The following is a 24,258-nucleotide window of genomic DNA, read 5'->3' as shown; positions in this document are numbered from 1 at the left end:
CGTTGATCCGGATGCAGGGCCCCGCACGGTGCGGTCGCCCCACGGAGGTGCCTCGTGGCCAGCAGGAACCCGGTCTTCAACCGCAGCGCTGCGTTCTCGCAGCGCGGCGGGTACGCGACGTTCCGGGACGTCCCCACCCCCACGCCCGGCTCGCTGGAGGACATGTACCGCCGCCCGGCGGCCAGCGCGGTCGACATGGGCCGCATGACGGTGGACGACGCCGTCATGAAGACCCTCATCAGCTTCGTCGTCCTCGTCGGCTTCGCCGCGCTCGGCTGGTTCGTGCCGGCGCTGGCGTTCGTCGGGATGATCGTCGGGCTCGTGCTCGGCCTGGTCGTCTCGTTCAAGCAGTCGACCAACCCCGCGCTCGTGCTCGGCTACGCCGCGGCCGAGGGCCTGTTCGTCGGTGGCATCAGCAGCGTGTTCCAGGACCGCTGGCCCGGCATCGTGAGCCAGGCCGTCATCGGCACGCTCGTGGCGTTCGGCGCCATGCTCGCGCTCTACGCGACCGGCGTCGTCAAGGCGACCCCGAAGTTCGTCAAGGTCGTCGCCACGGCGGGCCTCGCCTACATGGGCATCGCGCTCGCCTCGCTCGTCGGCGCGCTGTTCGGCGTCGGCGGCGGCTGGGGCTTCTACGGCGTCAGCGGGCTCGGCCTGCTGCTCTGCGCGGCGGGCGTGGCGCTCGCGGCGGCGTACCTCGTGCTCGACTTCGACTTCGTGGAGCAGGGCGTCCGCAACGGCCTGCCCGAGCGCTACTCCTGGCTCGCGGCCTTCGGCCTCCTGGCGACGGTGGTCTGGCTCTACGTCGAGCTGCTCCGCCTGCTCGCGATCCTGCGCGGCAACGACTGACGCTGGACCAGCGTCGGTCCCGTACGGGCCGGTCCCCCTCGGGGGGCCGGCCCGTCCGTGCTTCCCCGCACCCCTCCCCGTGATCATGCACATCCTGGGACGGGTGCCCCACGCGTGATCATGCAGATCCTGGCGCACAGGACCTGCATGACCACGAGCCTCAGGCGGCGTACGGGACCTCGGCGCGCGCTGCCCGCAGCGCCCGCCCCCACCACAGCAGCTGGTCGAGCAGGGCGTCGAGGTCGCCGATGACGGGCACCTCACCGCGCGCGCGGCCCTCCTGGTCGAACGCCGCGTAGACCGCGGGGACCGCCACCTGGTCCCGGACGGTCGTCCCGTGCAGCTCGACGACCACCTGGCGCAGCTGCTCGACCGCGCGGACGCCGCCGAAGGCCCCGCCGTACGAGACGAACCCGACCGGCTTGGCCGCCCACTCCCAGTAGGTCGCGTCGATCGCGTGCTTGAGGGCGGCCGGGTAGCCGTGGTTGTACTCCGGCACGACGAGCACGAAGGCGTCCGCGGCGCTGAGCCGCGCGGCGAGGGCGGCGGCCGGGGCGTCGTACTGGCCGGAGCGGGGCGGGAGCGCGGGACCGTCGGCGGGGAGCTCGAGGTCCGCGACGTCGAGCACGTCCAGCTCGAGGTCCGCCCGGTCGCCGACGGCGTCGACGAACCAGCGGGTCACGGCCGGCGCGTACCGGCCGGAGCGGCTGCTGCCCGTGACGACGGCGAGGCGGAGGGGGACGGGGGCGGTGGTGGTGGTCATGGGCCGAGCCTGCGCCGCTCCGGCCGGGAGCGGGAGAGGCGGGCTCGGCCCGGGCCGGCTGAGCCGGGGTCTGCCAGGCCCTGGCTACCTCGACGGCGACCAGCGACGATGGGGGAGTGAGCACCGAGCTGGGGGAGTTCCTCCGCACCCGCCGCGAGTCCGTGCGACCCGAAGACGTCGGGCTGCCGGCAGGCCGCGGACGTCGTACGCCCGGGCTGCGCCGCGAGGAGGTCGCGTCGCTGGCCGGGCTGTCGGTCGACTACTACACGCGCCTCGAGCAGGCCCGCCGTCCGAGCCCGTCGCGCCAGGTGCTCCTGGCCCTGGCCCGCGCCCTCCAGCTCACCGAGGCCGAGCGCAGCCACCTGCTCGCGCTGGGTGGGTACGGCGCCTGCCAGGGCCTCGGCATGTCGCGCGAGGTGCCGCAGAGCATCCTGCAGCTGGTCGACCGGCTCGACCACGTCCCGGCGCTCGTCATCTCCGCGGCCCGCGACGTGCTGGTCTGGAACTCCTTGGCAGCAGCGCTCTTCGGCGACCTCACGCGCCTGGCGCCGGAGGACCGCAACCTCGTCTGGCTCACCTTCGTCGGCTGCGGGGAGGACCGCTTCGCGCACGCGGACCGGCCCGGCTACGCGCGTGACAGCGCGGCGGAGCTCCGGGCCGCGTCCGGGCGCTACCCGCAGGACCAGCAGCTGCAGCGGCTCGTCCGCCGCCTGCTGGAGCGCAGCCCGGAGTTCGCGGAGGCGTGGGCGCGCCACGAGGTCGCCGAGCACCAGAGCCGGACCAAGCGGATCATCCACCGCGAGGTCGGCGAGCTCGTGCTGGACCAGGAGCTGCTCGTGCTCCCCGAGCAGGAGCAGCGGCTCATCCTGCTGACGGCTGCGCCGGGCAGCGCGTCGTACGAGCGCCTGCAGCTGCTCCGCGTGCTGGGGACGCAGCAGCTCTCCGCCGTCTCCTGACTCTCGTGATCATGCACGTCCTGGCCCCTGGACGTGCTCGGGGTCGCCCGGCAAGTGCCTGACAAGTGCGTATCAAGGGGGCGGGGACACGCTCTGGACCTCGGACCACCGACTCCAGGAGAACCCCGTGAACCGCACCCGCACCCGCACTCTCGCCGCCTCCGCCGCCGTGCTCGCCACCGCGGTCGGGCTCGCCGCGCCCGCCTCGGCGGCGCCCGCCAAGAAGGACGGTCGCGACCCGCAGACCGTCGCGCTCGTCGCCTCGATCGCCAGCACGTACGGCGTCTACGACAAGGACCTCGACCGGGCGTACGCCGACGGCTTCCAGCAGGCCGGCGAGTGCGAGGCCGACCCCGCCGGCAGCGGCGCGAAGGGCATCGCGTTCGTCGACTGGCAGCAGGTCGTCGACGGCTTCGACCCGGCGCACCCCGCCGTGCTGCGCTACCGCACCGACGACCACGGCCGCTACCGGCTCGTCGGCGCGGAGTTCCTCGTCTTCGACGCCGACCAGGACGCGAGCACCGTCGAGCCGCTGCGCTTCGGCAGCGTCCCGCTCAACGGCCCGCTGCGCCTCGACGGGGACGGCCCGCTCGTCTACGAGCTGCCGGTGTGGGCGTGGAAGCACGAGGTGGCCGGGACGTTCGCCGACTGGAACGCCCAGGTCAGCTGCCCCGACCTGCACTGAGCCCCGGCGTGGTCATGCACGTCCTGGGACCCCCAGGACGTGCATGATCACGGGGAGGGATCTGTCAGGGGAGGGTCAGGACGACGGGGCCAGCGACCTCGTGCCCGGGAACGCCTTGCGCAGCTCGGGCAGGAGCTCCGACTCCGACCACGCGAGGAACTCCTCCTGCGTGTCCGCGCCGATCTGGCAGAGCGCCACGTGCGTGAAGCCCGCCTCGTCGAAGGCCTTCAGCGCCTCGACGATCGCCGCCGGGTCGTCCCCGCACGGGATCGACTCCGCCACGTCCTCGGGCCGCACGAACTGCGACGCCGCCGCGAAGGCTGCCGTCCCCGGCAGCTCGGCGTTGACCTTCCACGTCAGCCCGAACCAGCGGAACTGGTCGTGGGCGCGCTGCACCGCCGCGTCCTCGTCGCGCCCGAAGCTCACCGGCAGCTGACCCACGCGCGGCTTGCCCGCACCGCCTGCGGCGTCGAACAGCTCGCCCAGCTCGGGCTTCGGCTCGGTGGCGATCATCAGGTCGGCGTACTCACCGGCCAGCGAGCACGACTGCGGCCCGGAGACCGCGATGCCGATCTGCACCTGCTCGTCGGGCAGGTCCCAGAGCTTCGCGGACTCGACGTCGTAGTGCTGGCCGTGGAACGTCACGTAGCCGCCGTCGAAGAGCCCCTTGATGATCTCGAGGGCCTCCGTGAACATCTCGTGACGCACGTCGACCGGCGGCCAGCCGAGGCCGACCACGTGCTCGTTGAGGTTCTCGCCCGCGCCGAGCCCGAGCGTGAACCGCCCCTCCGACAGCAGCGCCAGCGTCGCCGCCTTCTGCGCCACGACCGCCGGGTGGTAGCGGAACAGCGGGCAGGTCACGTACGTCATGAACGGGATGCGCTCGGTCGCCTGCGCGACTGCGCCCAGCACCGACCAGGCGTACGGCGCGTGGCCCTGGCTGTCGAGCCAGGGGAAGTAGTGGTCGGAGGAGACGAGGAAGTCGTAGCCGACCTGCTCGGAGCGGACCGCGTCGCGCACCAGCTGCCGGGGACCCGCCTGCTCACCCATGATCGTGTAGCCGATGTCCATGCTCGGCAGGGTTCCCGGTCGCAGGTTGGCCAATCCAGCCGGCAGGACCTCCCGCTGGAGGGCCGTGCTAGCTGAAGGAGCGGTGCGCCCGGCGCAGGTCGTGCTCGTGCACGATCGCGGCGGCGTAGCCGTGCGGGAGGTCGTGCTCGGTGCGCAGCCACTCCACGCGCTCGTCGAAGCGGAGCAGGCTCGGGCCGGCCTCGAGGGCCTGCAGCCAGTCGCCCACCTCGCGCCCCGTCGTGGTCGGGATGCGCGAGATCAGCTGCGCGTGGGTCTCGTCGGAGTGGCCGTGGGACATGCATGCCTCCTGGGTGACGACGCTGTCCTCATGAGGGTGCCTGCAGGAGTCCCCGCTGCACAAGTACGCGGCTGGCAGGATCGGTCCGTGGCGACCGAGGACCTGCAGACCGAGCTGCGCCGCGCCGTCGACCGGCTGCGCACGACCGCGCTCAGCGCGCTCGCCCGGCCCGGCGCCGACGGCCGCACGCCCGCCGACGCGGCGTACTCGGTGGCGCAGGAGCTCGCGGACGCCGCCGCGCGCCTGGAGGGGGAGCCTGCCCGGCCGCTGCCGCGGCTGGGCGACCCGGTCGTGGCGGACCAGCTGGCCGTCTGCGGGGCGGACCTGCTCGCGCTCGACCCGCCGGCGTCAGTGGCCGAGCGGCTGCGCGAGCGGGTCGCCGGCCTGCGGCGTACGGACCCCTAGGACGTCGAGCACGGCCGGCAGCAGCGCCTCGGCCACGGCGCGGTAGCCCGCGGCGGACGGGTGGAAGCCGTCGGAGCTGAACATCTCGCCCGGCCGGGTGTGGAAGTCGCGGCCGAGCAGGTCGCCGAGCGGGACGCTGGTGCCACCGGCCGCCACCGTCGCCGCCGCCTGCTGGGCCGCGAGCCGACGGGACGCGACCCGGGCCCAGGTCCGCAGCGGCTGGGCGATCGGGCGCACGGTCCCGAGGTCGGGGCAGGTCCCGACGACGACGGCGCACCCGCCCGCCCGCAGGGCCCGGACGGCCGCCGCCAGGTGCGCCGCCGCGACCTCGGGGCGCACCCGGTGGGTGACGTCGTTCGCGCCGGTCATGACGACGGCGACCTCGGCGCCGGCGGACAGGGCGGCCTCGACCTGCGGCCGGAGGTCGGAGGTCTGCGCGCCGACGACGGCGAAGGTCCTCAGCTCCACCCGGCGCCCGGTCGCGGCGGCGAGCCCGCGGGCCACGAGCACCGCGGGGAGCTCCAGTGCGTCAGCGACACCGAGGCCAGCCGCGCTCGAGTCCCCGAGCACGGCGAGGCGGATCGCGTCGGCACCGTCCCCGTGCGTCCCGTCAGCGGCGTACGGCGTGGACAGCCGGCCGATCCTGCGCCGCGCGAGGCGCACCTCGGCCCTGACCAGCGCGCGCAGGGCGGCGCTCACGCCGACGAGGCCCGCGACCGCGAGCGCCCCGCTCCGCCTCCGCATGCCGACCTCCCCGGGATCAGGTCCAGTAGAGCAGCCGCGCCTGCGGCAGGTGCTCGGCCAGCATCCCCTCGAGGCTTTCACGCAGCTCGCGCATCGTCTCCTTGGGGTAGACGTGCTTGACGCTGCCGAACTTCGTGCGCTTCTGCGTGCGTCGCGACTCGTCGAGGTCGAGCTTGGTGCGGGGGTACCACTCCAGCAGGGTCTCCTTCGAGCCCGGCGTGAAGCGGTGGGTGATGCACTCGATGGTGAGGTCCGCGGTCGCGGGGATCGCGCCGGCGGCGCGGGCGAGCAGGTCGGCGTACGCCTCCTGCCAGCCGTCGACCGGCATGACCGGTGCGACGACGAGGCCGACGGGGTAGCCGTCCGCGGCGAGCTTGCCTGCGGCGGTGAGCCGGTCGTCCACGGGCGCCGTACCGCCCTCGAAGCGGGTCGAGACGGGCGCGGCGTTGACGCTGACCCGCACGCGGGTGCGGCCGCGGTGGTCGAGGCCGAGCAGCGGGTCGACGTCGGCGTACTTCGTCGTGAAGCGCAGCTGCACCGGCCCCGCGAACTCGTGCGCGCCAAAGTGCCTGACCGCAGCGGATAACGAGCCCGTCACGTGCTCGATGCCGAGCGGGTCGGTGTAGCACGACGCCTCGAAGGTCGTGCCCTCGTGCGCGCGCTCCGGGCTCGCGCTCGTGACCGTGCCGGCGCCGACCTTGACGTCGAGCTCGCCGAGGATCTCGTCGAGGTTGGCGTACGCCCGGGTGATCGGCGGGCCGCTCAGCGAGCCGGCGAGGTAGCAGTACTGGCAGTGCGCGGGGCACCCCTCGGCGAGGTCGAAGCGCCAGTCCGCGCTCGGCGGGATCGGCTGGGGGCGGCGCTTGGAGGGCGGGGAGACGACGACGGCGAGCGTCTGCTTCGCCAGCGCGTACGTCGCCCGGGGGTCGCCCTCGTCGGTGCGCGGCAGCCGGTCGCCGGGCAGCAGCTGGATGTCGGTCACGCCGGCCGCCGCGCAGCGGGCGACGATCTCCTGCCCGTGCGGGCGCTCGGCCGCCGACCTGGTCACGAGGACGCGCTTCGGCGTCCAGAGCTTCATGCCCTGTCCAACACCGTGCGGCGCCCGTGCCTGCCCTGTCGGCGGTATGAGGTGCGCAACTAGGCTCGTGGGCATGGACTACGCCGCCTCCGTCGTCGACCTCATCGGCGGCACCCCGCTGGTGCGCCTGAACAAGGTCACCGAGGGCATCGCCGCCACCGTGCTCGCCAAGGTCGAGTACTTCAACCCCGGCGGCTCGGTGAAGGACCGCATCGCCGTGCGGATGATCGAGGCGGCCGAGGCGTCCGGCGCGCTGCAGCCCGGGGGCACGATCGTCGAGCCCACCAGCGGCAACACCGGCGTGGGCCTGGCGATCGTCGCCCAGCAGCGCGGCTACCGCTGCGTCTTCGTCTGCCCGGACAAGGTCGCGGTCGACAAGCGCAACGTGCTCAAGGCGTACGGCGCGGAGGTCGTCGTCTGCCCGACCGCGGTCGAGCCGTCGGACCCGCGGTCCTACTACTCGGTCTCCGACCGGCTGGCGCGCGAGCTGCCCGGGGGCTGGAAGCCCGACCAGTACTCCAACCCGGAGGGGCCGCGCTCGCACTACGAGACCACCGGGCCCGAGATCTGGAAGGCGACCGACGGGCGCGTCACGCACTTCGTGACCGGCGTCGGCACCGGCGGCACGATCACCGGCACCGGGCGCTACCTCAAGGAGGCCTCCGGCGGCGCCGTGCGCGTCATCGGGGCCGACCCGCAGGGCTCGGTCTACAGCGGCGGGACGGGTCGTCCGTACCTCGTGGAGGGCGTGGGCGAGGACTTCTGGCCCACCGCGTACGACCCCGCGGTGCCGGACGAGATCATCGCCGTGTCCGACCGGGACTCGTTCGCGATGACGCGGCGGCTCGCGCGCGAGGAGGGGCTGCTCGTCGGCGGGTCGTGCGGGATGGCCGTGGTCGCGGCGCTCGAGGTCGCGCGCGCGGCGGGTCCCGACGACGTCGTGGTCGTGCTGCTGCCCGACGGCGGCCGCGGCTACCTCTCGAAGATCTTCAACGACGACTGGATGGCGTCGTACGGCTTCCTGTCGACCTCCGCCGAGGCGACCGTCGGCGACGTCCTGCGCGCCAAGGACCACTCGGACACGCCGGCCTTCGTCCACACGCACCCAGGCGAGACCGTGCGCGAGGCGGTCGACATCCTGCGCGAGTACGCCGTCTCGCAGCTCCCCGTCGTACGCGCCGAGCCCCCGGTCAAGGCCGCGGAGATCGTGGGCTCGGTCTCGGAGCGCGACCTGCTCGACGCGCTGTTCGCCGGGCGGGCCTCGCTCGCCGACCGGCTCGAGCAGCACATGGCCGAGCCGCTGCCGATCATCGGCTCGGGGGAGTCCGTGTCCGCGGCGGTCGCGGCACTGGAGAGCGCGGGCGCGGCGGTGGTCATCGCGGACGGCGACCCGGTGGGCGTCATCACGCGGCAGGACCTGCTGGCGCACCTGGCGCGGTAGGTCGTCCTGGCTGCGGCCCGCAGGATCGAACAAGGTGCCCCAGTGGCGGTGGGAGCCGTACTGGGTGCCCTTGTTCGCTCGGGAGGCGCGGCCCCCGGAGTGAACAGGGTGCCCCAGTGGCGCTCCGAGGCGTACTGGGTGCCCTTGTTCGGTCAAGGGGGGCGGGCGGGCGCCGGGCTGGAATCCCGCACGCCCGCCGAGCGTTCACCAGGCATGTTCGGACGCCTGAAGACCGCCCCCGTCACCCGCGAGCAGGCCCTCCCCGGCCGCGCCGTCCGCCCCTACGCCGTCCCGTCGACGCACACCGTGCTCGGCACGCCCGTCGAGGGCCCGTTCCCCGAGGGGCTCGAGACCGCGTACTTCGCCATGGGCTGCTTCTGGGGCGCGGAGCGCGCGTTCTGGCAGGTCCCGGGCGTCTACAGCACCGCGGTCGGCTACCAGGGCGGCTACACGCCGAACCCGACCTACGAGGAGACCTGCACGGGCCTGACCGGCCACACCGAGGCGGTCCAGGTCGTCTACGACCCCGCGCAGGTGTCGTACGAGCAGCTCGCCAAGGTCTTCTGGGAGTCGCACGACCCGACGCAGGGCAACCGGCAGGGCAACGACGTCGGCACGCAGTACCGCTCCGCGGCGTACTGGACCAGCGAGGCGCAGCGCGAGGCGATCGAGCGCACGCGCGGGACGTTCCAGGAGCGCCTCGCCGCCAAGGGGTACGGGCCGATCACGACCGAGGTCGGCCCCGCGGGCGAGTTCTACTACGCCGAGGGCTACCACCAGCAGTACCTCAGCGAGGCGAAGAACCCGTACGGCTACTGCGGTCTCGGCGGCACGGGCGTCTCCTGCCCGGTGGGCCTCCAGGCCTGAGCAGCCGGGCTAGTCCTTGAGCGGGTCGTGGCCCCAGTTCATCAGCGACGCCCTCCAGCGCGAGCCCTCGACGTCCTCCTTCGTCGGGCGCTGCGCGAGGTGGCGGTGGACGTAGGCCACGACCCGGCCCATCTGCTCCTCGTCGTCGGCGTCGAGGTCCGAGCGCCCCTTGCGCAGGATCTCGACGATCCGCCGGCCGCTCTCGTGTCCCGTGGACTCCTTGCCGCCGGGCGCTGACTTCTTCTCGCCCCCGGCGATCCCGACGGAGCGCGACTCCTCGGTCTCGAGCCACTGCTCGAGCTGGTGCGGGGTCATGTTGACCGCCTCGCGGAAGCGGGCGTACGTGTCGTCGTCGGCCATGCTCCAGGGTCTTCCCCCGGCTCCCGGCCCGCACCCCGGAGGTAGCGTGGCGGCATGAGCGAGCGGCACGGCTTCGAGACCCTGGCGATCCACGCGGGCCAGGAGCCCGACCCGGTGACCGGCGCAGTGGTGCCGCCGATCGTGCAGGCGAGCACCTACAAGCAGGACGGTGTCGGCGGCCTGCGCGGCGGCTACGAGTACAGCCGCTCTGCCAACCCGACCCGCACCGCGCTCGAGGAGTGCCTGGCAGCGCTGGAGGACGGCTCGCGCGCCCTCGCGTTCGCCAGTGGCCTCGCCGCCGAGGACACCGTTCTGCGCACCCTGCTGAGGCCCGGCGACCACGTGATCGTCCCGAACGACGCGTACGGCGGCACCTACCGGCTGTTCGCCAAGGTGTGGGCGCCCTGGGGCGTCGAGTACGACCCCGTCGACCTGCGTGACCTCGACGCGGTGCGCGCGGCGGTCCGGCCGGGGCGTACCAAGCTGGTCTGGGTCGAGACGCCGTCCAACCCGCTGCTCTCGGTCGTCGACATCGCCGCAGTCGTGCAGATCGCGACCGACCACGGCGCGCAGGTGCTGGTGGACAACACCTTCGCGTCGCCCTACCTCCAGCAGCCGCTGTCGCTCGGCGCCGATGTCGTCATCCACTCCACGACGAAGTACCTCGGCGGCCACTCCGACGTCGTCGGCGGTGCCCTCGTCGTCCGCGACGCCGAGCTGGGGGAGCGGCTGGCGTTCCACCAGAACGCGGCCGGGGCCGTCCCCGGCCCCTTCGACTCCTGGCTCGTCCTGCGCGGGGCGAAGACGCTCGGCGTCCGCATGGACCGGCACTGCGCCAACGCCGAGCGGGTCGTCGAGCTGCTGACCCGCCACCCGGCCGTCAGCGAGGTGCTCTACCCGGGGCTGCCGGGCCACCGCGGGCACGACATCGCGAGCCGGCAGATGCGGGCGTACGGCGGCATGGTGTCGTTCCGCCTCGTCGACGGCGAGGCCAAGGCCGTCGAGGTGTGCGGCCGCACCGAGGTCTTCACGCTCGGGGAGTCCCTCGGCGGGGTCGAGTCGCTCATCGAGCACCCGGGCCGCATGACGCACGCATCGGCCGCAGGCAGCCCCCTCGAGGTGCCCTCCGACCTCGTCCGGCTCAGCGTCGGCATCGAGACCGCGGACGACCTGCTCGCCGACCTGGAGAAGGCCCTGGCGTAGCCGCGCTGAGCCGTTCGCGGGACGCGCGTCCCGCGGAGTACGGCTGCGGCCGCCCCCTGCCGATGAGAGCGGGGTGAGCAGTCAGCAGCTGGACCGCACCGTCGCGGTCCCCGACGAGGTGCTGCTCAGCGTGCTGCTCGACCACACCTCCGACCTGCTGCTCGTCGTCGCGCCTCCGGGCGAGGTGGTCTACGCGAGTCCCTCGCTGCTCGCCCAGCTCGCTGACGGTGACGCGCTCGTCGGGCGCACCGCGCTGCACCTGGTCCACCCAACGCAGCGCGAGCTCGCCCGCGAGGTGCACTACCGCTGCCTGCAGACGGGCCAGCCCGAGACCGTCGACCTCCAGCTGCTGCTGCGCACCCCGTCGGTCGAGCTGGCCTACGAGCCGGGCCGCTGGTTCCAGGTCACCATGCACCCGCGCCCGGGCCTCGGCCTCGTCGTCACCGGCCACGACATCAGCGCCCGCATCGCGCACGCGAAGGAGCTCGAGCACCTCGCGTTCCACGACCGGCTCACCGGCCTGGCCAACCGGGTGCGGCTGGAGCGCGAGCTCGACCGGCCCGTGCGCGGCCGCCGCGCGATCATGGTGCTCGACCTCGACGGCTTCGCCCGCATCAACGAGCGCGTCGGCGAGACCGGCGGCGACGCCGTGCTCCGCTCGACGGCCTGGCGGCTGCGGCGGATGATCCCGGCGGGAGGGCTGTGCGCGTACCTCGGCGGGGACGAGTTCGCCCTGCTGCTCACCGGGATCCGCTCTCCCGCCCAGGCGGAGGTGCTGGCCGAGCAGGTGGTCGGGGCGCTCGCCGAGCCCGTACGCGTCGGTGACGACGTCCTCACGGTGACCGCCAGTGCCGGGCTCGCGATCGACGTGGGCGACGCGCTGCACGGGGACGAGCTGCTGCGCCGCGCCGACTCCGCGATGCACCTGGCCAAGCAGCAGGGTCGCGGCCGTACCGTCGTCTTCGACAGCGCCGCTGCTGCTCGCGCCGCCGCTCGCGCGGAGGTCGCCCGGCGGCTCGCCGCTGCCGCTGACGAGGACGAGCTCGTCCTGCACTACCAGCCGCTGCTCGCGCTGGCGAGCGGCCGGGTCCACGGTGCGGAAGCCCTGCTGCGCTGGGACTCCTCGACCGGCATGGTCCCTCCGGACGAGTTCATCCCCGTCGCCGAGGAGGCCGGGCTCGTCCACGAGCTGGGCCGGTGGGCGCTGCGCCGCGCGTGCGCCGATCTGGTCGCGCTGCCCGGGCTGACCGTCTCGGTCAACGTGTCCGCGCGCCAGCTGCACCACGACTCGTTCGCGCGCAGCGTCGAGCAGGCGCTCAGCTCCTCCGGCATCGCGCCCGAGCGGCTCGTCATCGAGCTGACCGAGAGCGCCGTGGTCGAGGATCCTGCTGCCGCGCAGGCAGTCCTGGGCCGGCTGCGCAGGCTCGGGGTCGGCATCGCGCTCGACGACTTCGGGACGGGCTACTCGTCGCTGAGCTACCTGCTGCACCTGCCGGTGGACACGCTCAAGGTCGACCGCTCGTTCGTCGCGGACATCGTCACCGACCGGCGTACGCAGCTGCTCGTCCACGGCATCACGACGCTCGCGCACGACCTCGGCATGTCCGTCACGGTCGAGGGCGTCGAGACCGAGGAGCAGCTGGAGGCGATCCGGCAGACCGGGTGCGACGCGGTGCAGGGCTACCTCATCGGGCGCCCGGTCCCGCTCGCCGCCCTCTCCTCGTGATCATGCGCGTCCTAGGCGCCCAGGACGTGCATGATCACGGGGAGAGGGTGGGATCGAGCCGCGGAGCCCGGGGGTCACGCGGCGCGGCCGCGGGGGTCAGGCGGCGCGGCCCCGGCCGCCGCGGCCCTTGCGCATCCGCAGGTAGTCGCTGACGACGTACGACCCCAGCCGCTGCGCCGACGGCTGCAGCACGCGGCCGCCGTTGCGGCGCGCGACCTCCTGCACGAAGTCGACGAGCCGCGGGTCGTCGTCGAGCAGGAAGAAGTTCAGCCCCACCCCACGCCGCGTCATGCGGTCCACCTCGGCGACGGTCGCGGCGATCGCCTCCGGCAGCGGCGGCCAGTCGAACCACGCCTCGCCGCTCGGCAGCAGGTGCGCGGTCGGCTCGCCGTCGGTGACGACCAGCACGACCGGCTCGGCGTCGCGGTGCTCGTCGAGGAACCGCCCGGCCAGCATCAGCGCGTGCTGGAGGTTGGTGCCCTGCACCATGTCGGCGTCGAGACCGGCCAGCTCGCCCGGCTGCACGACGCGCGCGTAGCGCGAGAACCCGATGAGGCGCACGGCATCCTGCGGGTACTGGCCGGTGACGAGCGCGTGCAGGGCGAGCGCGGTCTGCTTCGCCGCACCCCACGTGTCGCGCAGCACCATCGAGTAGCTCATGTCGACGAGCAGGACGACCGCCGCGCTCGACCGGCGCTCGGTCTCGACCACCTCGAAGTCGTCCACCTCGACGCGCACGCGGCCGGCCGCGGCCCCGCCACGGCGTACGGCGTTGGTGAGGGTGCGGACCACGTCGATCGGCTGCTCGTCGCCGAAGCGCCACTGCCGGCTCGCCCCCGTCGGCTCGCCGGCGGCCCCCGCGTCGTGGACGTCGTGCGACCCGCGCTGGGCGGCCTCGAGGTCGGCGAAGACCCGGCGCAGCGCGGTCTGCCCGAGCCGGCGGATCGCCTTCGGGGTCAGCTGCAGGTCGCCGCTCTGCCGGCTGAGGTAGCCCTGGCGCTCCAGCTCGCGCTCGAGGTCGCGCAGCGCCTCGAGGTCGTCGACGGCCTTGCGCCCGAGGGCGCGGCGGACCGCCTCCTCGTCGATGTCCTCGAGGCTGGCGCCCGGGTAGTCCTGCCCCATCGCGGACTCGAGCTCGTCGAGGTCGGCGAGCTCCTCCAGCGCGGTGGTCGCGTCGCCGAGGCCCATGCCCTCCTCGCCGCGCATCCGCTCACGGCCCTGCCAGTCGAGGTCGGGCCGCCGGCCGCGCAGGTGGCCCTGCAGCTGCGACATCATGTTGGCGAGGTCGAGGTCCTGCATCGCCTGCTGCATCAGCGACCCGAGCTCCGAGCGCTGCTCGGGTGTCAGCGAGTTGAGCAGCCGCTCCGCTGCCGCAGCGCGGCGGGCGAGCGAGTCCACGAGCTCGTCGAGGTCCTCGGGGCCGTCGGGGAAGAACTCCCCGTGCTTGGCCATGAACTCGTCGAAGTCCGCCTGCGTGTGCTCGCCGCGGGCGTCCTTCGCGAGCATGTCGTTGAGGTCGGACATCATGTCCTTGACCGCCTGCATCGCCTCGGGGTCGGGCGACTCCAGGGCCTGCTTCATCCCGCGGAACTGGCTGTCGAGCGTCTCGCGGCGCAGGAGGTCCTGCAGCTCCTGGAAGCTCTGCTGCGCCTGCGGCGACCTCCACTGGTAGTCCGCGAGCTCACGGACGGCGCGCGAGGTCTCCCGCGGCAGCGCGTCGAGCTGCGCCTCCCGGAAGCGGGCGTCGTCGCTCGGGTCGGGGAACAGCTGCGCGCGCTCCTGGCCGACCGCCTGGTCGAGCAGCCGGCGCACCTCCTCCAACGTGCCGTCGAGCCGGCCGCGGCGCTGGGTCTGCTTGCGCTGCTGGCGGACCCGGCGCAGCAGGTCGTCCAGACCGCGCCGGCCGTCCATGCCGCGCCGCATGAGGTCGTTCACCGCGTCGCGCAGCGACGACCCGCGCATGACCTCGTCGCCGAGGGCGTCGAGCGCCCGGCGGACGTCGTACGGCGGGGCGAGCGGGTCCGGGCCGTCGTGGTACTGGCCGTAGCGCGAGGACACGCTCAGCCGCCGTAGACCGCGCGGCCGGCGTCCTCGTCCTTGGAGATCCTCCGGTTGAGGAAGAGCCCCTCGAGGGCGAAGTCGAGCGCGCTCGCGGCGTAGACGGGTGCGTCGACGTTGTCGCCCATGCCGAGCCGGTCGAGGATGCCGCCGAGGCCGGGCAGCGGGCCGACCTGCTCGAGCAGGCGCGTCCCCGGCACCAGGTCCCCGGTCTCGACGACGAGCCCCTCCTCGAACTTCTGCAGCAGCCCGGTCAGGTCGCTCGCCGAGAGGTGCGCGCGGAACGTCTCGACGGTGGCCCGGCGCAGCAGGTGCGCCAGCACCTCGCGCTCGTTGCCCTCCTCGGTCACCTCGAACTCGACCTTGCCGAGCAGGGTGTCGAGCACGGCCGGGAGGTCGGAGAAGCGCGCGACGGCAGGGGACTCACCGGTGAGCGCGGCGCGGCGCAGCGCGGACGCCGCGACCGTCTCGACGGCGGCGACGGAGAAGCGCGCCGAGACACCGGAGCGCGCGTCGACGCTCGGCGACTCGCGCACCAGCCGGGTGAAGCGGGCGACGGTCTCGACGAGGTGCTGCGGCACGACCGCGGGCAGGGCGGCCTCCTGCACGACGAGCTCCACCTCGGCGTCGAGGTCCAGCGGGTAGTGCGTGCGGATCTCCGCGCCGAAGCGGTCCTTCAGCGGGGTGATGATCCGGCCGCGGTTCGTGTAGTCCTCGGGGTTCGCGCTCGCCACGAGGATGAGGTCGAGCGGCAGGCGGAGCTGGTAGCCGCGCACCTGGATGTCGCGCTCCTCCAGCACGTTGAGCAGCGCGACCTGGATGCGCTCGGCGAGGTCGGGCAGCTCGTTGATGGCGAAGACGCCGCGGTTCGTCCGCGGCACCAGGCCGAAGTACACCGTCTCGGGGTCGCCGAGCGTGCGGCCCTCGGCGACCTTGACCGGGTCGATGTCGCCGATGAGGTCACCGACGCTGGTGTCCGGCGTCGCGAGCTTCTCGCCGTAGCGCTCGCTGCGGTGCTTCCAGGCGACGGGCAGGTCGTCGCCGCGCTCGGCCAGCAGGCGGGTGCAGCGGCCGCAGACCGGCGCGTACGGGTGGTCGTTGATCTCGCAGCCCTCGACCACGGGCGCCCACTCGTCGAGCAGGGTGATGAGCGTACGGATCAGGCGCGTCTTGCCCTGGCCGCGCTCGCCGAGCAGCACCACGTCGTGGCCGGCGATGATCGCGCGCTCGAGCTGGGGGAGGACGGTCTCGTCGAAGCCGACGATGCCCGGGAAGCGCCCCTCGCCGGAGCGCATCGCGGCGAGCAGGTTGTCGCGGAGCTCTTCCTTGACCGTGCGGTGGACGTGTCCGGAGGCGCGCAGGGCGCCGAGGGTGGCGGCTCTCACGCTCCGACCGTACGTCCGGCGTCCCGCCCGCGCGAGAGGGCGGCTGTCCGCGCAGAGCGGAACCCAACGTTGTGGTGCTGGTTCGCGTGATGGCACCGAACCAGCCACACAACGTCGGGTGTCAGCGGGCGGTCACCGGCAGCCAGTAGAAGACGATCAGCGCGGCGAACACCAGCAGCCCGAGCAGCGGCACCGCGGCCCCCAGCGCGGTGCCGGCCGCGTACAGCGCAGGGCCGAGCAGGAAGCGCCGGCTGACCGCCCGCGCCCCCGCGGGGTCGATCGAGGTGCCGAGCAGCTGGTGCCCGCGCCGCGCCCACTCCCAGATGGCGTTGAAGAACACCCCGCCCACGACCAGCGTGCCGCCGTAGAGCACGACGGCAGTGCGCTCGCCGTGCCCGTCACGCAGGGCGGCGGCGAGCACAGCAGCGGCGAACGGGAGGAACGAGACGTTCATCAGCAGCAGCGTGTTGAGGAACAGCAGCGGCCGGTCGGCCGCGCGGATGTGCTCGAACATCACGTGGTGGTTCGCCCACACCAGCCCGACCAGGAGGAACGAGACGCCGAAGGCGAGGTACGACGGCCACAGATCGAGCAGCCCGTGCGCCAGGTGCCTCGTGTCCTCCGGCACGCGGATCTCCAGCACCAGCAGGGTGATCGCGATCGCGAAGACGCCGTCGCTGAAGGCCTCGACGCGCGAGGTGCTGGCCGCGGGCACGGCCGCATCCTGCCAGGACCGGGCGGTGCGGTGGGAGACGCTCCCGTAACAGGACGGATCCGCGCCGGAGAAGTCCGGGTGCGATCCTCGGCCCATGGACCTCGTGCCTCCACCGGAGCACAGCCCGACGCGCGCCGAGCTCGAGGTGACGACCCTCGGGCCGCGGGCGTACGGGTCGCCGCTGGCCGGCCTGCTCGCGGGCCGCCGCACGACCGAGCACTACGTCGCCGAGGACGACCGGGTGCTGCTCGACGACACGGTGTCTGCCCTCGCTGCCCACGAGGGTCTCGCCGACCTGCCGTCGTTCGAGCCCGGAGGGCCGCGACGCCGGCTCTTCTTCGACCCGCGGACCGTACGCGCCGGCATCGTCACGTGCGGAGGCCTGTGCCCGGGCCTCAACGACGTGATCCGCGCGCTGACCCTCGAGCTGACGACGCACTACGGCGTCCGGCGGGTCCTGGGCTTCCGGGACGGGTTCCGCGGCCTCGTGCCGCGCTACGGCCTCAGCCCGGTGGCGCTCACCCTCGAGTCCGTCAGCGGCATCGGCGAGTCCGGCGGGTCGGTGCTCGGCAGCTCGCGCGGCGAGCAGGACCCCGAGGAGGTCGTGGACACCCTGCAGCGCTGGGGGATCGACGTCCTGTTCGTCGTCGGCGGCGACGGCTCGATGCGCGGTGCGCTGCGCATCGCCGAGTGCGCGCGCAGCCGCGGGGCGGCCATCGCCGTCGTCGGGGTGCCGAAGACCATCGACAACGACATCCCCTTCATCGAGCAGAGCTTCGGCTTCCAGAGCGCCTACGCGGCTGCCGCTGAGGCGATCCGCGCCGCGCACGTCGAGGCGCGCAGCGCGCCCGCGGGTGTCGGCCTGGTCAAGCTCATGGGGCGGCACAGCGGTTTCATCGCCTGCTACGCCGCTCTCGCCCACCGCGGTGCTGACGTCGTCCTCATCCCCGAGGTGCCGTTCGCGCTCGACGGGGAGGGCGGCCTGCTCGACCACCTGCACCGGCGGGTGCGCGACCAGGGCCACGCGGTGGTCGTGGTCGCCGAAGGTGCCGGCCAGGAGTACCTCCCGGCCTCGCGGCAGCGCGACGCGTCGGGCAACGCGAAGCTCGGCGACGTGGGCGTGCTGCTGCGCGACCGGATCCAGGAGTCCTTCGCCCGCAAGGGCGAGGAGCTCAACCTGCGCTACATCGACCCGAGCTACGCGATCCGCAGCGTGCCGGCCAACGCGTACGACAGCGTCTACTGCATGCGGCTGGCCCACACCGCGGTGCACGCGGCGATGGCCGGACGGACCGCGATCGTGGTCGGCCGCTGGCGCGGCCGCTTCGTGCACGTGCCGATCCCGCTGGCGGTCAGCGCGCGCAACACCGTCGCCCCCGACGGCGACCTCTGGCTGGCCGTCCTCGAGGCGACCGGCCAGCCGCCCCGGCTGGGCCCTCCGCTGCTGGAACCGCTGCCCGCGCAGTGGAACACCCCGGCTGTGCGGACGGCCTAGCTCGGGGTCAGGGCAGCAGAGCCGCGAGCACGAGGGGCTCGGCCTGTCCCTCCCAAGTGCCGGTGAGCACCGGCGCGCCCGCAGGCACGTCCCAGCCGCCGTCGAGGTGGCGGCGGACGACCAGCTCCGACCCGGCGCCGCCGCTGCCGCGTACCGACGCGGAGGCCGCCCGCGGCACGAGCTCGCCGTCGGTCTCGACGTACTCCTGCGCCTCGCCGGCGCCGGTGCGTACGGCGTCGGCGAGCAGCGCGACCGCCACCGGGTCCGCGCACCCGTCGTAGACCCAGCGGTGCCCGAGCACCGAGTGCTGCGTGGTGCCGACGAGGTGCTCGTCGGCCCCGTCGAGCGGCGCCGCGCGGTAGGTCAGCGGCACCTGCCACCGCCCGCCACCGGACACGAGCAGCACCTCGACCCCGACCTCGCCGGCGGGATCGTCGAACCGGTACGCGCCCAGCCGTTCCAGTGGTGCGGACCCGGCGTACCAGGACTGCCGGGGGAGCCACTGCTCGAGCAGCTCGAGCTTGCCGGGGGTGAGCTCCGCCCGGTGGATGATCGCCATGGCCCGGAGGCTAGCGCCAGGCACCCGACGTCGTGGCCCTGGTGCGGTGCCGGAGCGCGAACCAGGGCCACGACGTTGGGTACCGAGGGTCAGCCGGTCGTGGTCGGCGCGCCCACCACGGGCGCGGTCTGGCCGGCGAGCCGGGCGACCATGGCCTCGCCCAGTGCTGCGAGCCACGTCGGCGAGAGGTGGGCGTCGTACTGCGCCTCGGTCTTCCCCCAGACGTTCAGGTCGGACTCCGCCACGACGTCGCCGTCGCGCGCCAGGACGACCCACTGCCACTGGCCGTTGCCGTCGTCGGCCACGACGGTGAACTCCTTGACCGCGACCCACCCCGGCCCCGCCCCCAGGACGCTCGCCTGGTGGTCCTTGCTCGTGCAGGTCAGCAGGCGGAGCGCGGAGGCGTAGACGGTGTCCGCCTTGCCCGGCGCGAGCTTCGCGACGACCTCGCCCAGCTCGAAGTGCTGGCCCTTGGCGTCGTCGGCGGAGGTGAAGTCCGTGGACGCCGCGCCGACGTACGCACTGGCGTCGGCAGTGCCGCGGAAGCCGCGCGCCGAGCCGGCGCCCGGCCCCTTCTGCGCCGGCCAGCCGAGCAGGGGCGGGGTGAGCAGCTGCTCAGCCTGCGCGGAGGCGGCGGCGGGCAGGTCGACCTCCGCCGGGCCGGAGCCCGACGTGCTGTACGTGTCGGGGTCCGTGCACGGCGCCGGCACCGGGGTGACGACGACGTCGGGCTCGTTGCCAGCGACGACGGTGCGGCCGTGCCCCTGCGCGAACGGCCCCCAGTCCTCGGCGGCCGCGGTGCCGGTCAGCGCGGCGGCCACGACGACCGCCGTGCTCCCCGCGGTGGCGCGACGGACGACGTGCCGGCGCTGCGCGCGGCGGACGAGGTGTGCCGGGGCGGCTCCGGGGTCGACGGGCAGTTCGTCGTCGAGCCGGTGGAAGGCCTCAGCGAGGCGCGGTTCGGACACGGGGTTCCTCCGGAGTCGGGTCGTGGAGCGAGTCGTCGAGCAGCGGCGCGAGCGCGCTGCGGGCCCGGAACAGCCGGGACTTCACCGAGCCGAGCGACGTCGAGGTCTCGACGGCGATCTGCTCGAGGGGCAGGTCGTAGAGGTAGTGCAGGACCGTGACGACGCGCTGGGCGTCGGGCAGCCGCTGCAGCGCGGCGACGAGCGCGACGCTGTCCGGTGAGAGGCCGGGTACGTCGGGCGGCGGACCGTGCCGCCGCCAGGCCGCCGCCGACGTCCGCGCCCGCCGCCACCTGCTCACCGCGAGGCGCAGCGCCACCGTGCGCAGCCACGCCTCGGGCGCGTCGACGTCACCGAGCGTGCGGCGCTTCGTCCAGGCGCGGACGAAGGTCTCGCTGACGACGTCCTGCGCCTCGCCGAGGTCGCCGGTCACCGCGTACACCGCCCGGACCAGCCGGGGCTGGCTGGCGGCGTACAACTGGCTGAACTCGTCCTCCGTCACGCCCCCACGCTCCTCCGCTCGCTGCTCCCTACGACCGGTTGACGCGCCCCGAGGGGTCCTGGTTGCGGTCCGACCGCGCACCGGTCCGCCGAGCGGGCGCCCCTTCGGGCAGCGTGCGGGAGGAGCGGCGTCGCGCGGGCGCCCGACCTCCTAGCGTCACGTCGCAGCCAGCACCGCTCCCACCTGGAAGGACCTCCGTGCACAAGCGCATCCTCGCGGCACTGCCCGCGGCCGCCCTGCTCCTCGCGGCCGCCCCCGGCGCCGCCTCGGCCGCCGACCCGGCCGCGGCCCCCGGTGCCGACGTGACCGTCTCGCTGACCGCGAAGGCGTTCCACCTCTCGACCACGAAGGTCACGCACTCCGGCGCGGTCTCCTTCGCCGTCTCGACGCCGACCGTGCCCGCTGACGAGACGGTCGGCTTCCTCGTCTTCAAGCCCAAGAAGGGCTACACCTCGAAGCAGATCGCGGGGTGGATCCGCGTGGTCAGCGGCGACGGCACGACGCCCGCCCAGGCAGCCGCCACCACCCGCAAGCTGCACGCGGGCGCGACCTTCTACGGCGGCGCCGACGTCGGCAAGGCGACGCCGCTGACCGCGTGGCTCACCCTCACACCCGGCACCTACTACGCCATCGACGAGGCGAGCTTCTCGGTCCGCACGCTCACCATCAGCGGGGCCGCGACGCACACCGCCCCGAAGTCCACCGCAACGGCGACGATGGTCGACGGGGAGCGGTTCCGCCTGCCGTCCACCCTGCCGAAGTCCGGGACGCTGCTGGTCAAGAACACGAGCGACGACCTGCACTTCCTCTTCCTCGAAGGGCTGAAGAAGGGCTCGACGAAGGCGAAGCTCGCGGCCTTCCTCAAGCTCGCCGCCGCCGGCAAGAACCCCGGCCCGCCGCCGCTCACCGGCATCGCCTTCGGCACCGACGTGCTCTCGCCCGGGCAGTCCCAGCTGCTGACGTACTCCGCGCCCGCCGGCCCGTACGGCGGCTTCTGCTGGGTGCCGGACGAGACGACCGGGATGCCGCACGCGCTCATGGGGATGTGGGCCTTCAGCCCGCTGAAGTAGCCGCAGGACAGCAGGAGGGCCCGGCAGGAGAGATCCTGCCGGGCCCTTCTTGTGCGGGTCTGCGTCAGTCGAGCGCGAAGACCGGGGCGACCTCGGCTGCCTCGCCCTCGGCGCGCTGCTCCGGCGAGGGGGTGCGCCCGCGCAGCGGGACCTCGCGCAGCAGCAGGGAGAACACGAACGCCACCACGGCGACCGGGATCGACCAGAGGAAGACGCTCTGCAGCGCGTGGACGAAGGACTCGACCACCTCGCCGTGCACGGGCTCGGGGAGCTTGACGATGGCCGCCGGGTTCTCCAGCTGCTTCGGGTCGCCGAGCCTGGCTGCGGCCGACGCCGGCACCCGGTCGGCGAGCTCGTTGCCGAGCCGCGAGGTGAGGACCGCCCCGAGCACCGCGATGCCGAAGGTGCCGCCCATGCTGCGGAAGAACGTCGACATCGAGGTGGCCACCCCGAGGACCGAGAAGTCCACGGCGTTCTGCACCGCGACCATGAGCACCTGCATCACGAGGCCGACGCCGGCGCCGACGACGAACATCGCGATGCCCGAGTAGAGCGCCGAGGTGTCCGCGGCGAGCCGTGACATGAGGAACAGCCCGATGGTGAAGGTGATCGTCCCGATGATCGGGAAGACCTTGTAGCGGTTGAAGCGCGAGATCAGCCGGCCGGACGTGATCGAGGCGATCGCGATGCCGAGCATGAGGGGCAGCATGCGCAGGCCCGACTCGGTAGGGGAGTAGCCCTTCACGATCTGCAGGTAGAGCGGGATGTAGATCGTCGAGCCGAACATCACGGTGCCGAGGACGAAGCCGATGACGCTCGTCACCGAGACCACGTCGTTGCGGAACAGGTCGAGCGGCACGATCGGCTCGGCCGCGCGGCGCTCCTGCAGGACGAAGACCACGCCGAGCACGACGCCGAGGGCGGCGAGGGCGAGCGAGCGGCCGTCGACCCAGCCGTACTCGGTGCCGGCCCAGGACAGGTAGAGCAGCAGCGAGGTCACGGCGGCGACGAGCAGAGCGGCACCGGTGTAGTCGACCTTGTGCTGCTGCTTGTGCACCGGCAGCTTCAGCACCGCGGCGACGACGACGAGGGTGACGGCGCCGACGGGCAGGTTGACGTAGAAGATCCAGCGCCACGACAGGTGCTGGGTGAAGAAGCCGCCGAGCAGCGGGCCCGCGACGCTCGCGAGGCCCCAGACGCCGACGAACGGCGCCATGTACTTCGGGCGCTCGCGCGGCGGCACGATGTCGCCGATGATCGCGAACACCAGGGCCATGAGGCCACCGGCCCCGATGCCCTGCAGGGCCCGGGTCGCGATGAGCTCGCCCATGTTCTGCGACGCGCCGGCGAGCGCGGAGCCGAGGAGGAACGTGACGATCGCGAACTGGAACACCAGCTTGCGGCCGAACATGTCGCTAACCTTGCCGTAGAGCGGGGTGGCCGCCGTCGAGGTCAGGAGGTACGCCGTGGCGACCCACGACAGCTTGTCGACGCCGCCGAAGTCGCTGACGATGCGCGGGAGCGCCGTCGAGACGATCGTCTGGTCGAGCGCCGCCAGCAGCATGCCGAGCATGAGCGCACCGATGACGGTGATCAGCTGGCGCTGCGGCAGGTAGGTGGGGGTGGGGGGTGCGGTCGTCGCACTCATCGGGGGTCTCCCGTCTCGCGGTCGCTGACCGGGGTGGTCGCGACCGGGGTGGTCGTGCGGGTGGTGGGCGCCTTCGCGAGGTCGTCGGCGAGGCGGCGGAGCAGCTGCTCGAGCTGCGACAGGTCGGTCGGGTCCCAGGACTCGACGGCGGAGGTGAGCATGGCGGTCCGGGCCGCGATGCTGGCGGCGTGCGCCGCGCGCCCCGCCTCGGTGCACGTCACCCGGAAGGCACGCCCGTCGGCGGGGTCGCGCTCCCGGCTCACGAGGTCGAGGCGCTCGAGCGCCTGGAGGTGCCGGCTCACGGTGGAGCCGTCCAGGCACATCTCGGCCGCGAGCTCGCTGGGCCGGACGGCGCCCTTCGCCAGCAGGTAGTGCAGGACGAAGGACGCAGCGCCGTCGACGCCGGTCTCGGAGCCGGCGCGCTTGAGCGTGCGCAGGCTGCCGTAGAGCGCGGTGACGACGCCCTCGACGGTGCTCTCGAGACCCTCGACCGGCGTCTCGAGCGGAGTGCTCGTGCTGGTTGCTTGGGCCATGCAAGGAACTGTAGGGCGGATGCCTGCAGCATGCAAGTTCTTTTCCGCGGCCCCGTCGAGGACCACTCGGACGGGCGCGTACGGAGCGGCGGGCGCGCCCGCCCCGCTGGGAACGGGGGCACCCACTGGCACTCCGGCCGCCACTGGGTGCCCCTGTTCGATGGAGGGGCCGCGCACCGCACGCGAACAGGGGCACCCAGTTCCGGCCGGAGCCGTCCTGGGTGCCCCCGTTCGCTGACCGGGCGGGAGGAGCGTCAGCGGGCGTACGGCGCCGCCGCCTTGACGACGACCGTGATCTCCTTGCCGTTCGGCGCGGTGTACGACGTGGTGGACCCCACCCGCTGGCCGAGGATCGCCGCGCCGAGCGGGCTGTCGGGGGAGTAGACGTCGATGTCGCCGGAGATGCCCTGGCGCGAGCCGAGCAGGAAGCGCTCCTCGAAGCCCGCGACGTCCGCGGTCACGACCATGCCGGGCGCGACGGTGCCGTCGGCGGCCTTGGGGGCGCCGATCTGGGCGCGCTCGAGCAGCTGCTGCAGCTGGCGGATGCGCGCCTCCTGCTTGCCCTGCTCCTCCTTCGCGGCGTGGTAGCCGCCGTTCTCCTTGAGGTCGCCCTCCTCGCGCGCCGCCTCGATGCGCTTGACGATCTCGGCCCGGGCCGGGCCCCGGAGCTGCTCCAGCTCGGCCGTGAGCCGGTCGTACTGCTCCTGCGTGAGCCAGGTGGTGCTGGTCGTCTCGCTCATCGGGTCCTCCTCCGTCGTGCCATCCGGTCGGGCTCCGCGCGGTCGCGGTGCCGCCCCGGCGTCGTCGTGGGCGAGCCCCGGTGGTCGTCAGCGACCGCCGGGGCGTGGGAACCGTCCACCCTACCCCTGCCGCCCCCTGCTG

At 73.6% G+C, this 24,258-nt stretch carries 25 protein-coding genes; 10 read left to right on the top strand and 15 right to left on the bottom strand.

Going from position 1 to position 24,258, the window contains the following annotated elements; translation table 11 throughout:
* Window positions 1-54 precede the first annotated feature (54 nt).
* Window positions 55-849 (top strand): Bax inhibitor-1/YccA family protein, encoded by a 795-nt coding sequence (locus EV189_RS13615; protein ID WP_130493472.1) that lies wholly within the window; start codon window positions 55-57, stop codon window positions 847-849.
* 160 nt (window positions 850-1,009) lie between these two features.
* Here EV189_RS13615 and EV189_RS13610 read toward each other — a convergent pair whose 3' ends face one another.
* Window positions 1,010-1,612, bottom strand: a complete 603-nt coding sequence (locus EV189_RS13610) for an NADPH-dependent FMN reductase (protein WP_130493471.1) — start codon at window positions 1,610-1,612, stop codon at window positions 1,010-1,012.
* Window positions 1,613-1,728: 116 nt separating this feature from the next.
* On the opposite strand from EV189_RS13610, the gene EV189_RS13605 reads away from it, so the two are divergent.
* Both EV189_RS13605 and EV189_RS13600 read left to right on the top strand, forming a co-directional pair.
* Complete coding sequence (locus tag EV189_RS13605; protein ID WP_130493470.1) at window positions 1,729-2,568, top strand: helix-turn-helix transcriptional regulator; 840 nt, start codon at window positions 1,729-1,731, stop codon at window positions 2,566-2,568.
* Window positions 2,569-2,695: 127 nt separating this feature from the next.
* A complete protein-coding gene (locus tag EV189_RS13600) occupies window positions 2,696-3,253 on the top strand; it encodes a hypothetical protein (RefSeq protein WP_130493469.1) in 558 nt (185 codons plus the stop codon).
* A 75-nt stretch (window positions 3,254-3,328) separates the two neighbouring features.
* Here the strand turns inward: EV189_RS13600 and EV189_RS13595 are convergent, their stop codons facing one another.
* Together EV189_RS13595 and EV189_RS13590 are read right to left on the bottom strand one after the other, a co-directional pair.
* Window positions 3,329-4,324, bottom strand: coding sequence for an LLM class F420-dependent oxidoreductase (locus EV189_RS13595; RefSeq protein ID WP_130493468.1), 996 nt, complete (start codon window positions 4,322-4,324; stop codon window positions 3,329-3,331).
* A 67-nt stretch (window positions 4,325-4,391) separates the two neighbouring features.
* A complete protein-coding gene (locus EV189_RS13590) occupies window positions 4,392-4,622 on the bottom strand; it encodes a DUF4287 domain-containing protein (protein ID WP_130493467.1) in 231 nt (76 codons plus the stop codon).
* A gap of 87 nt (window positions 4,623-4,709) precedes the next feature.
* On the opposite strand from EV189_RS13590, the gene EV189_RS13585 reads away from it, so the two are divergent.
* Complete coding sequence (locus EV189_RS13585) at window positions 4,710-5,027, top strand: hypothetical protein (RefSeq protein WP_130493466.1); 318 nt, start codon at window positions 4,710-4,712, stop codon at window positions 5,025-5,027.
* On the opposite strand, the gene EV189_RS13580 is transcribed toward EV189_RS13585, so the two are convergent.
* Both EV189_RS13580 and EV189_RS13575 read right to left on the bottom strand, forming a co-directional pair.
* The gene (locus EV189_RS13580) at window positions 4,971-5,771 is read right to left on the bottom strand and encodes an SGNH/GDSL hydrolase family protein (RefSeq protein ID WP_130493465.1); all 801 of its coding nucleotides are present in this window, start codon (window positions 5,769-5,771) and stop codon (window positions 4,971-4,973) included. The two genes, EV189_RS13585 and EV189_RS13580, sit on opposite strands and share 57 nt — an antisense overlap.
* Before the next feature lie 16 nt (window positions 5,772-5,787).
* On the bottom strand, window positions 5,788-6,849 hold the full coding sequence (locus EV189_RS13575; RefSeq protein WP_130493464.1) for an SPL family radical SAM protein: 1,062 nt from the start codon (window positions 6,847-6,849) through the stop codon (window positions 5,788-5,790).
* A 73-nt stretch (window positions 6,850-6,922) separates the two neighbouring features.
* On the opposite strand from EV189_RS13575, the gene EV189_RS13570 reads away from it, so the two are divergent.
* Both EV189_RS13570 and msrA read left to right on the top strand, forming a co-directional pair.
* On the top strand, window positions 6,923-8,290 hold the full coding sequence (locus tag EV189_RS13570) for a cystathionine beta-synthase (RefSeq protein ID WP_130493463.1): 1,368 nt from the start codon (window positions 6,923-6,925) through the stop codon (window positions 8,288-8,290).
* Between the two features lie 213 nt (window positions 8,291-8,503).
* Complete coding sequence (msrA, locus tag EV189_RS13565; RefSeq protein ID WP_130493462.1) at window positions 8,504-9,157, top strand: peptide-methionine (S)-S-oxide reductase MsrA; 654 nt, start codon at window positions 8,504-8,506, stop codon at window positions 9,155-9,157.
* A gap of 9 nt (window positions 9,158-9,166) precedes the next feature.
* On the opposite strand, the gene EV189_RS13560 is transcribed toward msrA, so the two are convergent.
* A complete protein-coding gene (locus EV189_RS13560) occupies window positions 9,167-9,517 on the bottom strand; it encodes a DUF3140 domain-containing protein (RefSeq protein ID WP_130493461.1) in 351 nt (116 codons plus the stop codon).
* A 54-nt stretch (window positions 9,518-9,571) separates the two neighbouring features.
* Here EV189_RS13560 and EV189_RS13555 point away from each other — a divergent pair, with 54 nt between their 5' ends.
* Window positions 9,572-10,720: a cystathionine gamma-synthase gene (locus tag EV189_RS13555; protein ID WP_130493460.1), complete on the top strand. Its 1,149-nt coding sequence runs from the start codon at window positions 9,572-9,574 to the stop codon at window positions 10,718-10,720.
* A gap of 73 nt (window positions 10,721-10,793) precedes the next feature.
* Window positions 10,794-12,446, top strand: a complete 1,653-nt coding sequence (locus EV189_RS13550; RefSeq protein ID WP_130493459.1) for a putative bifunctional diguanylate cyclase/phosphodiesterase — start codon at window positions 10,794-10,796, stop codon at window positions 12,444-12,446.
* 96 nt (window positions 12,447-12,542) lie between these two features.
* Here the strand turns inward: EV189_RS13550 and EV189_RS13545 are convergent, their stop codons facing one another.
* The 3 genes from EV189_RS13545 to EV189_RS13535 form a co-directional block, all read right to left on the bottom strand.
* Window positions 12,543-14,504, bottom strand: a complete 1,962-nt coding sequence (locus EV189_RS13545) for a VWA domain-containing protein (RefSeq protein WP_165400293.1) — start codon at window positions 14,502-14,504, stop codon at window positions 12,543-12,545.
* A gap of 2 nt (window positions 14,505-14,506) precedes the next feature.
* The gene (locus tag EV189_RS13540; RefSeq protein ID WP_130493458.1) at window positions 14,507-15,889 is read right to left on the bottom strand and encodes a magnesium chelatase; all 1,383 of its coding nucleotides are present in this window, start codon (window positions 15,887-15,889) and stop codon (window positions 14,507-14,509) included.
* Between the two features lie 121 nt (window positions 15,890-16,010).
* On the bottom strand, window positions 16,011-16,604 hold the full coding sequence (locus tag EV189_RS13535) for a TMEM175 family protein (RefSeq protein WP_231116372.1): 594 nt from the start codon (window positions 16,602-16,604) through the stop codon (window positions 16,011-16,013).
* Between the two features lie 94 nt (window positions 16,605-16,698).
* On the opposite strand from EV189_RS13535, the gene EV189_RS13530 reads away from it, so the two are divergent.
* Window positions 16,699-18,099: an ATP-dependent 6-phosphofructokinase gene (locus EV189_RS13530; RefSeq protein WP_130493457.1), complete on the top strand. Its 1,401-nt coding sequence runs from the start codon at window positions 16,699-16,701 to the stop codon at window positions 18,097-18,099.
* Between the two features lie 7 nt (window positions 18,100-18,106).
* Here the strand turns inward: EV189_RS13530 and EV189_RS13525 are convergent, their stop codons facing one another.
* The 3 genes from EV189_RS13525 to EV189_RS13515 form a co-directional block, all read right to left on the bottom strand.
* Window positions 18,107-18,658 carry a CG0192-related protein gene (locus tag EV189_RS13525; RefSeq protein WP_130493456.1) on the bottom strand — a complete coding sequence of 184 codons (552 nt, stop codon included), beginning with the start codon at window positions 18,656-18,658 and terminating at the stop codon, window positions 18,107-18,109.
* Between the two features lie 89 nt (window positions 18,659-18,747).
* Complete coding sequence (locus EV189_RS13520; protein WP_130493455.1) at window positions 18,748-19,626, bottom strand: hypothetical protein; 879 nt, start codon at window positions 19,624-19,626, stop codon at window positions 18,748-18,750.
* On the bottom strand, window positions 19,604-20,125 hold the full coding sequence (locus EV189_RS13515; protein WP_130493454.1) for a SigE family RNA polymerase sigma factor: 522 nt from the start codon (window positions 20,123-20,125) through the stop codon (window positions 19,604-19,606). The genes EV189_RS13520 and EV189_RS13515 overlap by 23 nt, the downstream gene beginning before the upstream one ends.
* Window positions 20,126-20,322: 197 nt before the next feature.
* On the opposite strand from EV189_RS13515, the gene EV189_RS13510 reads away from it, so the two are divergent.
* On the top strand, window positions 20,323-21,195 hold the full coding sequence (locus tag EV189_RS13510; protein ID WP_130493453.1) for a hypothetical protein: 873 nt from the start codon (window positions 20,323-20,325) through the stop codon (window positions 21,193-21,195).
* 64 nt (window positions 21,196-21,259) lie between these two features.
* Here EV189_RS13510 and EV189_RS13505 read toward each other — a convergent pair whose 3' ends face one another.
* The 3 genes from EV189_RS13505 to greA form a co-directional block, all read right to left on the bottom strand.
* On the bottom strand, window positions 21,260-22,843 hold the full coding sequence (locus EV189_RS13505; RefSeq protein ID WP_130493452.1) for an MDR family MFS transporter: 1,584 nt from the start codon (window positions 22,841-22,843) through the stop codon (window positions 21,260-21,262).
* Entirely contained in the window at window positions 22,840-23,376 is a 537-nt protein-coding gene (locus tag EV189_RS13500) for a MarR family winged helix-turn-helix transcriptional regulator (protein WP_130493451.1), read from the bottom strand. The genes EV189_RS13505 and EV189_RS13500 overlap by 4 nt, the downstream gene beginning before the upstream one ends.
* Window positions 23,377-23,630: 254 nt before the next feature.
* Window positions 23,631-24,116 carry a transcription elongation factor GreA gene (gene greA, locus EV189_RS13495; RefSeq protein WP_130493450.1) on the bottom strand — a complete coding sequence of 162 codons (486 nt, stop codon included), beginning with the start codon at window positions 24,114-24,116 and terminating at the stop codon, window positions 23,631-23,633.
* Between the last annotated feature and the right edge of the window lie 142 nt (window positions 24,117-24,258).

The sequence above is a fragment of the Motilibacter rhizosphaerae genome, assembly GCF_004216915.1.
Classification (GTDB): Bacteria; Actinomycetota; Actinomycetes; order Motilibacterales; family Motilibacteraceae; genus Motilibacter; species Motilibacter rhizosphaerae.
The sequence above is the reverse complement of the archived record's forward strand: the minus strand, read 5'-3'. Positions and strand labels throughout refer to the sequence as shown.

Coding starts and splice junctions, on each gene's coding strand:
- EV189_RS13610 (WP_130493471.1), bottom strand. CDS start 1,612: ATGACCACCACCACCGCCCCCGTCCCCCTCCGCCTCGCCGTCGTCACG.
- EV189_RS13595 (WP_130493468.1), bottom strand. CDS start 4,324: ATGGACATCGGCTACACGATCATGGGTGAGCAGGCGGGTCCCCGGCAG.
- EV189_RS13590 (WP_130493467.1), bottom strand. CDS start 4,622: ATGTCCCACGGCCACTCCGACGAGACCCACGCGCAGCTGATCTCGCGC.
- EV189_RS13580 (WP_130493465.1), bottom strand. CDS start 5,771: ATGCGGAGGCGGAGCGGGGCGCTCGCGGTCGCGGGCCTCGTCGGCGTG.
- EV189_RS13575 (WP_130493464.1), bottom strand. CDS start 6,849: ATGAAGCTCTGGACGCCGAAGCGCGTCCTCGTGACCAGGTCGGCGGCC.
- EV189_RS13570 (WP_130493463.1), top strand. CDS start 6,923: ATGGACTACGCCGCCTCCGTCGTCGACCTCATCGGCGGCACCCCGCTG.
- msrA (WP_130493462.1), top strand. CDS start 8,504: ATGTTCGGACGCCTGAAGACCGCCCCCGTCACCCGCGAGCAGGCCCTC.
- EV189_RS13560 (WP_130493461.1), bottom strand. CDS start 9,517: ATGGCCGACGACGACACGTACGCCCGCTTCCGCGAGGCGGTCAACATG.
- EV189_RS13555 (WP_130493460.1), top strand. CDS start 9,572: ATGAGCGAGCGGCACGGCTTCGAGACCCTGGCGATCCACGCGGGCCAG.
- EV189_RS13530 (WP_130493457.1), top strand. CDS start 16,699: ATGGACCTCGTGCCTCCACCGGAGCACAGCCCGACGCGCGCCGAGCTC.
- EV189_RS13525 (WP_130493456.1), bottom strand. CDS start 18,658: ATGGCGATCATCCACCGGGCGGAGCTCACCCCCGGCAAGCTCGAGCTG.
- EV189_RS13505 (WP_130493452.1), bottom strand. CDS start 22,843: ATGAGTGCGACGACCGCACCCCCCACCCCCACCTACCTGCCGCAGCGC.
- EV189_RS13500 (WP_130493451.1), bottom strand. CDS start 23,376: ATGGCCCAAGCAACCAGCACGAGCACTCCGCTCGAGACGCCGGTCGAG.
- greA (WP_130493450.1), bottom strand. CDS start 24,116: ATGAGCGAGACGACCAGCACCACCTGGCTCACGCAGGAGCAGTACGAC.